This is a genomic window from Thiothrix lacustris DSM 21227 (assembly GCF_000621325.1).
Classification (GTDB): Bacteria; Pseudomonadota; Gammaproteobacteria; order Thiotrichales; family Thiotrichaceae; genus Thiothrix; species Thiothrix lacustris.
Window position 1 is genome coordinate 15,956 of record NZ_JHYQ01000039.1, and the last position, 13,129, is coordinate 29,084.

At 51.7% G+C, this 13,129-nt stretch carries 21 protein-coding genes; 15 read left to right on the forward strand and 6 right to left on the reverse strand.

Annotated elements, in window-relative coordinates:
• Positions 1 to 23: 23 nt before the first annotated feature.
• The 5 genes from Q394_RS0115495 (at position 24) to Q394_RS21680 (ending at position 2,957) form a co-directional block, all read left to right on the forward strand.
• Positions 24 to 563 carry a hypothetical protein gene (locus Q394_RS0115495; protein WP_028490057.1) on the forward strand — a complete coding sequence of 180 codons (540 nt, stop codon included), beginning with the start codon at positions 24 to 26 and terminating at the stop codon, positions 561 to 563.
• A gap of 21 nt (positions 564 to 584) precedes the next feature.
• Positions 585 to 1,148, forward strand: a complete 564-nt coding sequence (locus Q394_RS0115500; protein ID WP_028490058.1) for a hypothetical protein — start codon at positions 585 to 587, stop codon at positions 1,146 to 1,148.
• Positions 1,149 to 1,336: 188 nt separating this feature from the next.
• Positions 1,337 to 1,771, forward strand: coding sequence for a TonB-system energizer ExbB (exbB, locus tag Q394_RS0115505; protein ID WP_028490059.1), 435 nt, complete (start codon positions 1,337 to 1,339; stop codon positions 1,769 to 1,771).
• Complete coding sequence (gene exbD, locus Q394_RS0115510; RefSeq protein WP_028490060.1) at positions 1,768 to 2,148, forward strand: TonB system transport protein ExbD; 381 nt, start codon at positions 1,768 to 1,770, stop codon at positions 2,146 to 2,148. The genes exbB and exbD overlap by 4 nt, the downstream gene beginning before the upstream one ends.
• Complete coding sequence (locus Q394_RS21680; RefSeq protein WP_028490061.1) at positions 2,145 to 2,957, forward strand: energy transducer TonB; 813 nt, start codon at positions 2,145 to 2,147, stop codon at positions 2,955 to 2,957. The genes exbD and Q394_RS21680 overlap by 4 nt, the downstream gene beginning before the upstream one ends.
• Positions 2,958 to 3,026: 69 nt before the next feature.
• On the opposite strand, the gene Q394_RS0115520 is transcribed toward Q394_RS21680, so the two are convergent.
• Complete coding sequence (locus Q394_RS0115520) at positions 3,027 to 3,911, reverse strand: bifunctional sulfate adenylyltransferase/adenylylsulfate kinase (RefSeq protein WP_028490062.1); 885 nt, start codon at positions 3,909 to 3,911, stop codon at positions 3,027 to 3,029.
• 104 nt (positions 3,912 to 4,015) lie between these two features.
• Here Q394_RS0115520 and Q394_RS0115525 point away from each other — a divergent pair, with 104 nt between their 5' ends.
• On the forward strand, positions 4,016 to 4,921 hold the full coding sequence (locus Q394_RS0115525; protein WP_028490063.1) for a LysR substrate-binding domain-containing protein: 906 nt from the start codon (positions 4,016 to 4,018) through the stop codon (positions 4,919 to 4,921).
• On the opposite strand, the gene Q394_RS20745 is transcribed toward Q394_RS0115525, so the two are convergent.
• Both Q394_RS20745 and Q394_RS0115535 read right to left on the reverse strand, forming a co-directional pair.
• Positions 4,863 to 5,186 carry a helix-turn-helix transcriptional regulator gene (locus Q394_RS20745; protein WP_051543502.1) on the reverse strand — a complete coding sequence of 108 codons (324 nt, stop codon included), beginning with the start codon at positions 5,184 to 5,186 and terminating at the stop codon, positions 4,863 to 4,865. The genes Q394_RS0115525 and Q394_RS20745 overlap by 59 nt on opposite strands.
• Before the next feature lie 93 nt (positions 5,187 to 5,279).
• Positions 5,280 to 5,777 carry a HipA domain-containing protein gene (locus Q394_RS0115535; protein ID WP_028490064.1) on the reverse strand — a complete coding sequence of 166 codons (498 nt, stop codon included), beginning with the start codon at positions 5,775 to 5,777 and terminating at the stop codon, positions 5,280 to 5,282.
• 22 nt (positions 5,778 to 5,799) lie between these two features.
• On the opposite strand from Q394_RS0115535, the gene Q394_RS0115540 reads away from it, so the two are divergent.
• From Q394_RS0115540 to Q394_RS0115555, 4 genes are read left to right on the forward strand one after another with little or no spacing between them, the layout of a single operon-like run.
• Positions 5,800 to 6,147: a hypothetical protein gene (locus tag Q394_RS0115540; protein WP_028490065.1), complete on the forward strand. Its 348-nt coding sequence runs from the start codon at positions 5,800 to 5,802 to the stop codon at positions 6,145 to 6,147.
• Positions 6,148 to 6,178: 31 nt separating this feature from the next.
• Positions 6,179 to 6,850 (forward strand): hypothetical protein, encoded by a 672-nt coding sequence (locus Q394_RS0115545; protein WP_156946905.1) that lies wholly within the window; start codon positions 6,179 to 6,181, stop codon positions 6,848 to 6,850.
• The gene (locus Q394_RS0115550) at positions 6,840 to 7,307 is read left to right on the forward strand and encodes a YcgN family cysteine cluster protein (RefSeq protein WP_028490067.1); all 468 of its coding nucleotides are present in this window, start codon (positions 6,840 to 6,842) and stop codon (positions 7,305 to 7,307) included. The genes Q394_RS0115545 and Q394_RS0115550 overlap by 11 nt, the downstream gene beginning before the upstream one ends.
• A complete protein-coding gene (locus Q394_RS0115555; protein ID WP_028490068.1) occupies positions 7,283 to 7,675 on the forward strand; it encodes an RNA-binding S4 domain-containing protein in 393 nt (130 codons plus the stop codon). Before Q394_RS0115550 ends, Q394_RS0115555 begins: the two co-directional genes overlap by 25 nt.
• A 36-nt stretch (positions 7,676 to 7,711) precedes the next feature.
• Here the strand turns inward: Q394_RS0115555 and Q394_RS20750 are convergent, their stop codons facing one another.
• Positions 7,712 to 8,191, reverse strand: a complete 480-nt coding sequence (locus Q394_RS20750) for a c-type cytochrome (RefSeq protein WP_038141790.1) — start codon at positions 8,189 to 8,191, stop codon at positions 7,712 to 7,714.
• 125 nt (positions 8,192 to 8,316) lie between these two features.
• Here Q394_RS20750 and Q394_RS0115565 point away from each other — a divergent pair, with 125 nt between their 5' ends.
• Both Q394_RS0115565 and Q394_RS21685 read left to right on the forward strand, forming a co-directional pair.
• Positions 8,317 to 8,811 (forward strand): hypothetical protein, encoded by a 495-nt coding sequence (locus tag Q394_RS0115565; RefSeq protein ID WP_028490069.1) that lies wholly within the window; start codon positions 8,317 to 8,319, stop codon positions 8,809 to 8,811.
• 46 nt (positions 8,812 to 8,857) lie between these two features.
• On the forward strand, positions 8,858 to 10,948 hold the full coding sequence (locus Q394_RS21685; protein WP_028490070.1) for an AsmA family protein: 2,091 nt from the start codon (positions 8,858 to 8,860) through the stop codon (positions 10,946 to 10,948).
• A 98-nt stretch (positions 10,949 to 11,046) separates the two neighbouring features.
• Here the strand turns inward: Q394_RS21685 and Q394_RS0115575 are convergent, their stop codons facing one another.
• Together Q394_RS0115575 and Q394_RS22790 are read right to left on the reverse strand one after the other, a co-directional pair.
• Complete coding sequence (locus Q394_RS0115575; RefSeq protein ID WP_028490071.1) at positions 11,047 to 11,229, reverse strand: hypothetical protein; 183 nt, start codon at positions 11,227 to 11,229, stop codon at positions 11,047 to 11,049.
• Positions 11,195 to 11,344, reverse strand: coding sequence for a hypothetical protein (locus tag Q394_RS22790; protein ID WP_211248836.1), 150 nt, complete (start codon positions 11,342 to 11,344; stop codon positions 11,195 to 11,197). The genes Q394_RS0115575 and Q394_RS22790 overlap by 35 nt, the downstream gene beginning before the upstream one ends.
• A 155-nt stretch (positions 11,345 to 11,499) precedes the next feature.
• Here Q394_RS22790 and Q394_RS0115580 point away from each other — a divergent pair, with 155 nt between their 5' ends.
• The 3 genes from Q394_RS0115580 to Q394_RS0115590 form a co-directional block, all read left to right on the forward strand.
• Positions 11,500 to 12,390 (forward strand): phosphorothioated DNA-binding restriction endonuclease, encoded by an 891-nt coding sequence (locus Q394_RS0115580; RefSeq protein WP_028490072.1) that lies wholly within the window; start codon positions 11,500 to 11,502, stop codon positions 12,388 to 12,390.
• Between the two features lie 104 nt (positions 12,391 to 12,494).
• Positions 12,495 to 12,728 (forward strand): DUF433 domain-containing protein, encoded by a 234-nt coding sequence (locus Q394_RS0115585; protein WP_028490073.1) that lies wholly within the window; start codon positions 12,495 to 12,497, stop codon positions 12,726 to 12,728.
• A gap of 218 nt (positions 12,729 to 12,946) precedes the next feature.
• Positions 12,947 to 13,129, forward strand: a 183-nt coding sequence (locus Q394_RS0115590) for a helix-turn-helix domain-containing protein (protein ID WP_038141791.1), incomplete at its 3' end; no start/stop codon positions are given.

Genomic DNA, 13,129 nt, shown 5'->3' on the forward strand with positions numbered 1-13,129 from the left:
TCATTTGACGGAGGAGGTGCATCATGAAAAAGAAATTAATAATACTTATGTTATCTACATTGGCAGTTAGTACTTCATTGCAGGCGGATGATTGTATTCCCTATGTGACTGGCTTATTTGAGCATGATGATTATCATCAGGATAGTTTTATGACGGTTAATGGGTTGCGGATATATCACGATGGGAAAATAACTGTACCCTCTAGACCTCATATTACACACGGCTTTTCATCGCCCACAGACTATGTCGATAAAGCAGTTTTCACAATGGATTATAAATTCTTTATAGATAATCCAGATTATGACGCTATTGCAGGGCAATTTCAGGATGTTTTTTTAGAAAGGGATGGTGAAGATAATACTGACTTAACAACATTGGTTTTAGAGCGATCCGGACGTGTTAAGCTCAGGCTCAATGATCATGCAGGGCAAGAATATTACCTCACTGACTTAAACTGCCACGGTGAGAACCGCGATAGATTTGTTCTGCGAGGTAAAGTGAGTGATGGCCCATACAGGAGTACATGGGTCTTTGCATTAAGCCGTTTTGTTATTCCTCATTAATAAGCCAAGCGAGTTATTGTCATGAATAAGATAATTCCGACACTTTTCATTTCTATGATAATCATGAATTCTGCATCCGCAGAAAATTGTGCTTCTTATATTGGTGAGATATTTGATGGTGATTTAGATGCCTATCGTGCAGCTGTTCGAGGCATTAGGATTTATAATCGCGCAGATCATCAATATACCTCAATTACACTGAATCCTTATTATTTGTCTTCCAATCCTTTCTATCCTGGTGCTAGCAATCCTGCCATTGACGCTTCAAATCCTTATAAAACAGTATTCGGTATGGATTACCGTGGTCTTGGTGTCGGTGCGGGTAGATCAGTGGATGGTTATTTTAAAGAGGTATTTTCCGATAGAGTAGATGGAGTAGTGGATACCTCGATTCTATCCATTTATGAAAGTGGACAGGTGGCTATCAGATTGAGTAGTTGGGGTGATGTAAGCTATGACCTGACTGAATTGGATTGCTATAGAATAAATGAAAATAATCAACAGTTTGTTTTAACAGGAAAAGAAAACAGTCCTGGTTCTACTACTTTATGGTTGTTCTCTATAGATAGCATGGGTCGTGGCTGATCATTACTTTTTCTTGCCGCTGCAATATCCCTTCCTTTTGCAGATACTTGTCGAGGGCAATATCCTCCTCGGCAAGTTTTGCCCGCTCAAGTGTGCGAAGCCGTAAGGCTATCCTGTTGCTAAGAAGCTAAAAGCCATTTATGGTTGCTTGCTGAAGTGTCGGTAGTCATTGTGATTAAAGGTGGAGCATGGAATTTTTACAAGCCAATCTGGATTATTTGGTGCTGGGTACGCTCGGCCTGATGAGCTTCGTCATGCTGGCGCTGGTGATTGAGCGTTACCTGTACCTCAATAAAGTCAGTTTGCAGCAGTTCGACCACATTGAAACCCTGAAGATCGACCTGACGCGCAACCTCACCACCCTTTCTAGCATCGGCTCGAATGCGCCTTACGTGGGTTTGCTGGGAACAGTGCTGGGGATTCTGGTGACGTTTTACACGATGGGGCAGGGCGGCAAGATCGAAGTCAATGCCATCATGCTGGGCTTGGCGCTGGCGTTGAAAGCGACAGCGGCGGGGCTGCTGGTGGCGATTCCGGCCATCATGTTCTACAACGGCTTGCTGCGCAAAGTGGACGTGCTGACCGCCCGCTGGCAAGCGCTGCGGGATGGGAAAAACGCATGAAACGTTTCGACCAGATCAACATGATCCCCTTCATCGACGTTATGCTGGTGCTGCTCGCCATCGTGCTGACCACCGCTTCTTTCATCTCGCAAGGAATGATCCCGGTGGATTTGCCCAAAGCCGAGCACAGCGAACAAGCCAAGGGCGACGAAAAAGTGCTGGAAATCGCCATCAATGCGCAAAATCAGCTCTTTTTCGAGGGAATGCCGATCACAGCGGAAGCACTAGCCAGCAAGCTCGATGCCCACCCCAATACCACCCCGGTGCTATTGCGGGTCGACAAAGTGGCGGCTTTTGAGCATTTCATCGACGTGGTGGATGTGTTGAAGGCCAAGCAATTTGCGGAAGTCTCCATCCAGACCGAGCACCCTCAGTGAAAGGTCATCTGACCGGGTTCGGCCTTTCCGCCTTGCTGCACGCGGCGCTGCTGCTGGCAGCACTGCCGGTGTTGCTGTGGCAGGATAAGCTAGGGTTGCCGGAAGAGCAGCCGATTAAACTATCGCTTGCCCAATTTCAGCCAGCGCCACCCGAACCAGCACCCCCTGAGCCGATAGCAACACCGCCGGTTGCGTCACCAAAGCCGCCACCACCCAAGTCTGTCGATAAGCCGAAGCCCGAGCCGGTAGTCAAACCCAAGCCTGTCAGCAAGCCTGTGCCGGTGAAAAAGCCTGAAGCAAAACCCAAGCCCAAGCCCAAGCCCAAGCCAGAAAAGCAGCGGGAACGGCCGAAACCCAGGTCAGAGCCTCAGCCCAAAGCCGCCCCTGCACCAGCCCCGCGAGTAGCTGCCCCGGTTGCAGTACCTGTGGCCGTACCCGCGCCACGGGCAACCCCGCGTGTAGCCGCCGCCGCGCCGAAGCCAGCCGCTGCTCCTGCGCCAACAGCAAATAATGCCGCCGCAGAAGCCGCTTACCGTCAGAAATTGCAAAGCCTGATTGCTGCCCGCAAGCAATACCCGCGCATGGCAGAAAAAGCCGAAGTGCAAGGCACTGTCACGGTGTCTTTCACGGTATTGCCAAATGGCACGATCAGCGGGGCAAGAGTCAGCCAGAGTTCCGGCAATGATTGGCTGGATAAAGCAGCGGTGCAGGCGGTCAATGCCACGTCTGGCGCTTTGCCGTTTCCCCCGCAAATCCACAAGGCTCGCTGGGATTTTGCGCTGAAAGTGAATTTCAAGCTGGATTGGTAAAATGCAGGCAAAAAAATACGGGCCGAAGCCCGTACCGGATCGCGCAACCTGAGGAGAGGTAGGTAAGTCTCAGGCAGCTTCACAAAGTGGATGACGCACGGTCTGTTTCACGGCGGCGGCGCGTTGCGCCCGTACCGGAATGATGTCCAGACCGATTTCATCATGATGTTGTAACAACCAGCGGCGGGCTTCGGGCGAAATGTGCTTGCCCACCACAAAGCCGGTAGCGCCATAATTGCGGCTCACCAAGGCTTGCAGCAACAGGCAACGCTTTTCACCCAGACCTTCCACACACGGCAGCAGCGACAGCTTTACCTGACGTGCAGAAGTGCATTTGACCTGATTACGCAGCTCACGCACTTGGTTGTGGAAGTCAGGGGCGGCTTCGTTAATGCCGATTTGTACCAGCAAACCGCCGCCGGTTTCAGTGTCGCTCAGCCATTCGCAAGCGCGGCGCAGGTCATCAGTATCCAGCGTTGGCGCAGCTTGCACGGCGATAATGCTGTTCCAGTCTTGCACGTTTTGGCGCAAGGCGGGGACGCTGAAGCGCAGGCTGTTGAAGGCTGGGTGGAGAATTTTCTGTAACGGCGTAACCGTGCCGCTGGCATACCAAGTATCCGCCGTGCGCTTGGCATCAAAGGCTTGCGCCAGGGTGGCAAGCTCGGCAGGCAGGCGGTAGAAACTGTCCACCGCGACTTCGGCAATGGCGCGGCGTTCCTGACCATCCACCAGTACGATGCGCCCGCTGAGCTGGGCTTCGCGTTTTTCCGCCGGGGTCAGGGCTAGTGCCAGTGGCAGCGGCCAGAGTGTGCCATTTGCCAGTCGGTTGTGGCGCAGTACGCTGCTGTGGTCGTCCTGATTCAGGTAGCCTGGCATGGGCGAAAATGCACCGTTCAGCAGCAATTCCAGCGTGCTGATTTCGTTGTGGTCGACAATTTTGTGCAGGATGCTCATGAGGTTTACCTCTAGTAATCTTTCAATGGAGACGATTATGGGGGAATGCATTCGGCATGAAAAACGCTATAATTCGATATGATTATCTTAAAAAGCGATAAAGCATGAAGCTGTTCCAATTACGCTTGCTTAAAACCTTGTTGAACAATGGCATGAATGTGTCGCGGGCGGCAGATCAGCATTACATTGTGCAATCTGCCGTCAGCCGCCAATTGGGGCTGCTGGAAGAAGAATTGGGGATGCAGCTTTTCGAGCGCAAGGGTAAGCGGCTGGTGGAACCAACTCCAGTGTGCAAAGCCATCGTGCAGGAACTCGACCGTATCGAGCAGTCGCTGGAAAACATCCGTGCGGTCGCTGACGATTTCCGCCTGCAAACCCGTGGTGAAATCCGCATCGCCACCACCCACACCCAAGCCAAGTATTTCCTGCCCGAAGTCATGCTGGAATTTCGCCAACGTTACCCCGATGTCGCTATTCATTTCCTGCAAGGTACGCCGGTGGAACTGGTGCGGATGCTGCACGACGGCAAGGCCGATATTGCGGTTTGCACCGAGGAGCTGGGCAACGATACCGCACTGGATAGCCGCAAATGTTACGACTGGAACCACGGGTTGGTGTTGCCGGATGGTCATCCCTTGAGCGACGGTAAGCTGAGTTTGCAGCGGATTGCGAAATACCCGGTACTGACCTACATTTTCGGGTTTACCGGACGCTCCAAAATTCATGATACTTTCCGCAATGCTGGGCTGCATCTGGATGTCACATTTGCCGCAACGGATACGGATGTGATTGTCAGTTATGTGCGGCTGGGGTTCGGCGCAGGCATTATTGCCAAGATGGCGTATTCGCATATCCACGACGACGATCTGGTGTTGCGCGATTTGTCGCACTTGTTCCCGGTTTCCACCACCCGCGTGGCGTGGCTGAAAAACAAGTACCTCAAGCAATACATCACGGAAATGGTGGACTTGCTGGTGGAGCAGGGGGAGAGCGAGGAGTGGTATGCGTAATACCCAAGGTTAAGCCAAACGGTTGTAACAGTTTGTTGGCGGTGTTGACGGAGGGGTTGGCATTACCCGCTTCAATGGCATGGATGGTTCGCGGCGCAACCCCGGTCAAGCGCGAATATTCCGGCACGGTCAGACGCAATCCGGTGCGTAACAGGCGGATGGCTTGTGCCAGTGGCATATCCGGCTGCTGTTTGACGGTATCCAGCAGGGCAATGCGTTGCTGAAGCTGCTCGATCGGGGAAAGGGGCGTGTAGCGTTTGTCCATCAGCGGCACTGCTCCAGTTGTTGAGCGGCATCACGGCAGGCGGGGGCAAAGCGTTCTACCGTTTGGGGTGGAATGGCCAAATGACGCATGAAATCAGGTAAGGCCAGCAGTAGCGGCGCTAATGCTGTGACGGCTTGCGTGATTGTCCTTGTTACCCAGCACAACATTGGCGATGTCGCGCTTCAGGTATTCGACGATTTCTGCCATTGGATTGGTTGCAGCACTGGCCAATGTGGCGCAGGCGGCATTGTGAGTGAGGCGTGCGCCAAAACCGCTGCATTGGCACAGTGCGTATAGGCTTTCCTGTGCATGGCGCTGTAATCCTGTCGGCGTTCGTTCGCGGTCAAAGCGCGGGATGAACAGGGCGCGTTCCTGTAGCTGAAGCTTGCCATGTACCCGCAAACCCAGAAAACGGGCGAGTTCCATCCACACTGCTTCCAGCGTCAGGATCTCATTCAGATGCGGATCTTGCCCGCGTGCAAACTTGACCAGCCAATGCTGTTTGGCTGCGTTATCAGGCAAGGTATGGTCGAGGAAAAATTGCCCGGAATGGTTTTCGGTCAGTAACAGTTTTGGCCATTCACCCTGCACCCCTCACTGGCCGGGTTTCATCATGGACTTGTTGCCCCAAGGCTATGGGCGGCAGGAATTGCTACGACAACTGGGACTGTCCGAACGTGCCGAAACCCGCGCAGACTGGGTATTACTCACTGCTGGGGCTGGCAACCCCATTGGTAATTGTCGGGTACGCGAAGCTCATGACTGGCTTCAGGTACGCAACCACAATCTCACCCCGCAAGGCTTTGCCCTCACAGACATTGCCCAACGCGGCGAAGGCTTTGCCGAACATTTGGCAACACACGGCCTATTTGTGGCAGGCTCTTCCGGGGTGTGCAAGGATTACATGGCCTATTTCCGCGTTATAATGCATGAATGCCTTGCAGGTAAAACTGCGTTATGATGCGCGGTATCGTCTCTTGAAAGGTTTCTGCATGAAATACGCATTACCCGCCAGCCTGCTTGCCCTGACCCTCGGCATGACCGGCTGCGACTCCTCCCCTCAACATCCCGAAGATCTGCCTTGGCAAGTCACCTTGTCGCCGGATGGCAACCCGCAAGTGTTCCATTTGGATGTGGGAACGGCGACGCTTAAAGATGTGATCGAGCGTTTCCACAGTTTTCCAGAAATGGCAGTATTTGCGCACGAAAGCGGTAAGCGCACGTTGGAAGCCTATTTTGGTACGCAGCGGGTGGGTTTGTTTGAGGCGAAGATTATTGCGGAAATGCAGGCCGATAGTCCGATGCTGGACAAGTTTCAACAGGAAAACACCAAGCGTGAGGGCATGGCAAGTGGGCAATGGAAGTACACCTTGTCCGAAGGTAATATCAAGGTTACGGATAGTTTGCGGATGGATAAGCTGATTTACATGCCGGTGATTGATTATGACCCCGATATTGTCATGGCGCGTTTTGGCGTACCGGATGAACGTTTGCCTTCCACGCAAGAATCGGTTGAATATTGGTTCTACCCAGCAAAAGGCTTGGCTATTCTCATGAATAGTGATGGCAAAGAAGTATTTTATTACGCTACCAAGCAACATTTTGCAGCACTCAAACAGGGCTTATTGGCAGCCAAATCGCCGAAGGATCAATATGACAAGTAATGCCCGCACCCTGCCGTGGTGGAAACAAAAGACCCTCGCCGAGATGAACGAAGCGGAATGGGAAAGCATTTGCGATAACTGCGCCAAATGCTGCTTGATCAAGCTGGAAGACGAGGAAGACAGCACGGTGTATTACACCGACGTTGCCTGCGATTTGCTGGATGGCACGACCTGCCAGTGCAAGGATTACGCGAACCGTGAAACGCTGGTCCCCGATTGCCTGCACCTGACGCCGGATAATCTGGATGAGTTGTACTGGATGCCGCCGAGTTGCGCCTACCGCCTGTTGCACGAAGGCAAAAACCTGCCGTCGTGGCACCATCTGGTCTCGGGTGACAGACAAAGCATTCACCGCATGAAACAATCAGTGATCGGGCGTTTCACTTACGCCGCCGAGGTTAATGAAGAAGATTGGGAGGAACGGGTCGTCACATGGCCGCTGAAGAAGAAAATGTAAGCCAACGCCTGGATAAGTGGTTGTGGGCAGCACGGTTTTTCAAGACTCGCCCACTGGCCGTTGAAGCGATTGACGGTGGGCATGTGCGGGTCAATGATGAGCGGGTAAAACCGGCACGCGCGATACGCCCCGGCGACAAGCTGCGCATCAAAAAAGGCTTTGAAACCTGGGTGGTGACGGTGTTGGGTGTGAACGAACACCGTCGCCCAGCTGCGGAAGCACGTTTGCTGTACGCAGAGTCCGAACATCACCGCGAAGAGCGTGAAGCCGTGATCGAAGAACGCCGTTTACATGGCGTGAATATTCAGGTGAAAAAGCCTGATAAGCGTGAGCGTCGTATGATCGAAAAATTCAAGCAGGAGTGGTGAGTTCTCACCCCTCCTATCTTCAGTCATACGAGCTGTCTAGAGACGATCTTTTGCGCGGAAGTCATGATGACAAGCCGCACAACTCTCTTTTACTTGCGTATAGGCTTGTTTGATTTGGTCGAGGTTGCCACCTTGAGCGACAGTCGCTAATTGGGCTGCGGCAACGATGAATGTTTCCTGAGCTTGCTTGAATGCCTCTGGCTTTTGCCAAACGGCTGGCAAAGCGCGGCTCGGTGCATAGTCGCTGCCGGGGGTGAAGTATTCCCAAGGTTGCGTGCTGAGTTCTTTGAGCTTTTCAGCATTTTTCAGAAATTCTTTAGGGGAATAAGGCTCTCGGTCACGCACCATTAGCCCCATTGCTTCAAGGGTGCGTAAGTTTTCTTTGAAAATAGCTTCGCGTTTAGTGACGGGTTGCCCCGGATGAGTGTCTTCCTTTTCGCCACAGGCACTGAGTAAAGTCAGGCAGAAAATGGCTAGCAGTGAGGTTTTGAAGACGTCATATTTAGAAGAAACCATAATACCCTTCGCAAGTTTGGCCAGAAATTCAGATTAAAGTGCAGGTATTCTGTGCGCTTCCATCAAAATTAGCAAATGCTTATGAATGAGTATAAACTGGCGGAAACACTAAGAGGTATTCCGCTATGAACGCACGCATCACTGTATTTACCGCGCTCGCCTTATTGGCAGGCAACGCCTTCGCTGATTTTTTCGATGGCTTTGATATGGGCAATTTTTTCAGCAATAACCGCCAGGAACAATCCCGCCAAGCCAGCGCCGCTGGACAGACCTACGGTAATGGCACTAGCAATGGCCAAGGCCATTCACGCGGGCGCGGTGAAGCCGATATTAATATGGACTTCGATCTGAATTTTCGTGCCAAAGGCTTCACCATGCTGGATGGCAATAGCCGGGCGCAGAGCCGTGGCGATGTTGCCCAGTACCAAAACCGCCAGTTCAATGCTTATGGGACGGGTTATAACACGGCCAACAGTTGGGTGAATGCTTCACCTTATGGCTATGCTTACCCTTACAGCTATTACCCGTATTACGCGCCTTATGCACAGCAACCTTACCCACAGGCTTATCAATTGCAGCAGTACTATCCACAAGCCTACTACCTGCCGCCTGCTCGATAGGTTATAGTCATAGGCAATATAAAAAGGCTACTGAAAGGAATATCTTATGCCCCTGTTGCGCCCGCTTGCTTGGCTGTTGGGTTTAGTGCTGCTGATTGTGGCGTTGATTGCTGTGTTCGCACTGACGTTTGACGCTAACCGCTATAAACCTGAAATGACTGCCTTGGTCAAGGAACAGACCGGGCGTGATCTTACCCTTAACGGCGATATTAACCTGTCATTTTACCCTGACATCGCTTTGCAACTGGGTGAAGTAGCATTGGGTAATGCCAAAGGGTTCACCGCCGAAAATTTCGCGGAAGCCAAAGATGCACGGGTAACGGTACAATTTTTGCCGTTATTGGAACAGCAGCTCAAAGTCAATCAGGTTCACCTGCAAGGCTTGAAACTTAACCTGCACCGTGCCAAAGACGGCAAAACCAACTGGCAAGACTTGCTACCGGAAGATTCACCCCATGCGACTGCGGGTGCAGGTGAAGCCATGACCAGTTTGTTGGGTGGCTTGGTAGTGACTGGGGTGAGTGTGACCGATTCAGAAGTGAACTGGCGTGATGAGCAGCTAGATAAAACCCTGACGCTTGCCCCCCTTAATCTGAAAACGGGTATGTTCACCCCCGGTGACCCGGTCGACATCAGCCTTAATACCAACCTCAAGCAAAATCAGCCAGCGCTGGATGTCGACCTTCAATTGACGACGACGGCGCAACTGGATGAGAACAAAAATGACTTTTCCCTGACCAAGCTGACCATGCAGGCGCAACTACCCGGTACGTTGGATGCGAGCATTGTCGGCAATTTGCAAGGCAAGCTGGACAAGGAACAAGCCAGCATCCCCGATTTGCAGGCAGATATTAACCTCCCCGGCCAAGGCAAGCTCAAACTGAGTGGTAAGCTGGATGCAAATCTGGCGAAGGAGTTGCTAAAACTGGGCGATATGCGGCTTCAGGCAGACTTGCAAGGTGGCGCATTGCCAGTCACAAGCCTTGCTGCCACGGCTGCTGGTGACTTGAGCTTGCAAATGAGTCAGCAACAACTGGACATTACCGGGTTGAAACTGGGCGCGGATGTAAAAGCGGAACAAGTTCCCGGCGGGCAGTTGCAGCAACAAGCCAGCGGCAAACTCAGCCTGAATCTGGAGAGTGGCAAAGGCTTGCTGGACTTGTCGAAAGTGCAGTTCAAAACGGCTGATCAGCAACTGGATGGCAGCCTACAAGTCCGCGACCCGCTGTTACCCGCCCGCGTGGTGGAGGGTAAGTTCAAGGCTGATCAGTTCAGTTACCCGCCTTTTGCTTTGCAGCAAGCCAAACTCAATGTTTTCATGGAAAATGGCCAAGTCAAGCTGACCCCTAGCGGCAAGCTGTTTCAGGGGGCGTATCAGGGAACCATCAACATTGATACGTTGCTAACACCGATGGTGGTACGCAGCGAACACAAGGTGCAAAAACTGCGGACAGAAGAACTGTTATTTGCCCTCACCGATGACCGTTTGGTGACGGGGGCGCTGGATATGACCGCAAAACTGGATTCCGTGGCTGGGGATGCGAAAGTTTTCAAGCAAAACCTCAATGGCACGCTTGATCTGGAATTGAACGACGGCAGCATCCGCGACGCCAATTTTGCCCAAAAAACCAAGGAAGTCGTCAAGCTGTTCGAGAAAGAAAGCGTCAACGAGATGGGTGAAAAAGAGGTGGCCTTCACCAAGCTGGCGGGGCAGTGGCAAGTACAACAGGGCGTATTCCATACCGAGGAAAATACCTTGGTTGCGCCGCATTTTCAGATTAAAGGCAATGGCGATGTGAATATCGTCGACGAATCATTGGATTTCAAACTGCGTGTCGGCGAGAAACCCAAAGCTGACAAGCCGCAAGGGTTGTTTGCTCCGCTGCATATTTTCGGCGCGTGGAAAAAGCCCAGTTACGAGCTGGAGCTGGATGTGTTGCTCAAGGAAATGGCCGATCAGGAAATTGAGAAGCAAAAAGCCCAGCTTAAAGGTAAGTTTGATGCTGAGAAGCAAAAGCAGATCGATGCACTTCAACAAAAGCGTGATGAAATTGCCGACCGCCTGAAAAGTGAAGTGCAGGGTGAACAGAATAAGCTGGAAGATGCGCTGAAGAATAAACTGAAAAGTTTGTTCTGATGCTGGTGGTGGACTATTTCAAGGGCGACCGCCAGTCGCCCCTACAGCGAAGGTTTTGTAGGGGCGTATTGCATACGCCCTCTTCATGGCTATTTCGCCTAGATCACGCTAACAAATACTTTCGCATCCATGACCTTGGGAACCAAACGCCCGCTTTTGCCGGGTAACATCAGCACTACTGCCCGGTTATGTGCTTCCCCGTAACTGACATGCAGTGGCTTGTCGTTGCCGTAGAAATACAGGCGGTCAAACGGGGTGTTCTGGACGATCCATTGCGCCACTTCTCCTGCCGGGAATGTGTTTGGCGAGTTCAGGGGAACAAAAGCCGTAGGTCAATTCAATCCCGCCGAAATAATCCATCACCGGGTCAATGACTTGCAGGGCTAATGCGGCCAATCTGATAAAAAAGCATGTGAGTGAGACTTAGCCATCTGTGGGTTTAGTGATCATGCAGAAACGCGCCGCGCTGTCCTCATCAAAGCATTTGCGCTGCAAAATGAGCCGCAAGATAGCATATAATCTGCGCAACAAAACGATACTGGGCTACCTTAATGAACGCGAAAGAATTCCTCACCCGCATCAATGCTTTAAATGTCTGGAAAAAAGGCGACCAACGCGCCCCGCACAAGCCATTGTTGCTGTTAGTGGCTTTAGCGCGTATCCATACCGATTTATCGCGTTTAATTCTCTTTGATCAGATCGAAACAAAACTTACGCAATTATTGCAAGACTTTGGCCCCAGTCGTGCCAGCTATTACCCCGAACTACCGTTCTGGCATTTGCAGTCTGATCTCATTTGGGAAATGCCGCGTGCTACGGGCGTTTTGACTGCATCTGGCAGCATCAGCAAAAAGTATTTGCGCGATAACCACATTGAAGCAGGCTTTACCCAAGACGCCTACGATCTATTAAAAGCCAATCCAGAACTACTGCAACAGGTGGCCATGCAATTGCTGGAAGACAACTTTCCACCGTCTGTGCATCAGGATATTCTCGATGAAGTGGGGCTAGATTTTGAAGCCATTGCTCAAACATCCCATCAAAGGCGGGCAAAGCGTGACCCGACGTTCCGCCGCCGTGTGCTGGAGGCTTACGATTACCGCTGCGCCATTTGCAGTTTCAGTGTGCGCATGGAAAACACCCCGATTGCGCTGGAAGCTGCCCACATCAAATGGTTTCAGGCGGGTGGCCCGGATATTGAAAGCAATGGGCTGGCTTTGTGTTCCTTGCACCATAAACTGCTGGATCGTGGCGCTTTAGCCATTTCAAACGAACACAAAATCGTGGTGTCGGAAAAAGCCAACGGGCACGGTGGTTTTCAGGAATGGGTGTTGAATTTCGACGGTAAACCGTTGCTCAAACCGCGTAATACGCAGTACACGCCGAAAACGGAATTTACCGATTGGCACATCCGAGAAGTGTTTCAGGGTAAGTATGGCTAATCCCAATACACCGCCTTTTCCGGCAACAGTTTCAGACTTTGGCGTATACTCAATTATCTTGAGACGATACGAAAACACTATTTAATTGCCAATCAGGTGGTTACATGACAACAGAAAACTTGCTGCAACGCATCACTGTAGAGCCTGGGAAATGTGGTGGTCGCCCTTGTGTCCGTGGGCTGCGCATTCGCGTGCAAGATGTGCTTGGAATGCTGGCGGAAGGGATGGAAACCAAGGAAATTCTGGAAGATTACCCCTATTTGGAACAAGCCGACATCCGTGCCGTGCTGATGTATGCCGCCCGCCAGTTTGATCATCCCGTTTTGCAGGCAGCCTGATGCGTTTTGTCGTTGATGCCCAACTACCACCTGCACTAGCGCGTTTTCTTGCAAGTTTGGGGGAGGAAGCGATTCATCAGTCGTGCGCGAGATACCCCTGCCTTTAGGCATGGGTAGGGATAGCGCGTCGGCGACAGCCGACCCTCTTCTCGCTCCTCCGTTTGGTTTGCTATTTTCGGTTGTTGACTCTTCACGAAATATACGATATTTTGTGAATAATGAAAACTAAACGCGCCTACCAATTCCGATTCTACCCAGACCAACAACAAGAAACGTTGCTGGCTCAGACGTTCGGTTGTGTGCGCTACGTTTACAACAGCATCTTGCGTTACCGCACGGATGCCTACTATCAGGCTCAGGAAAAAGTTGGGTACACGAAAGCGAGTTCCCAACTGACTGCC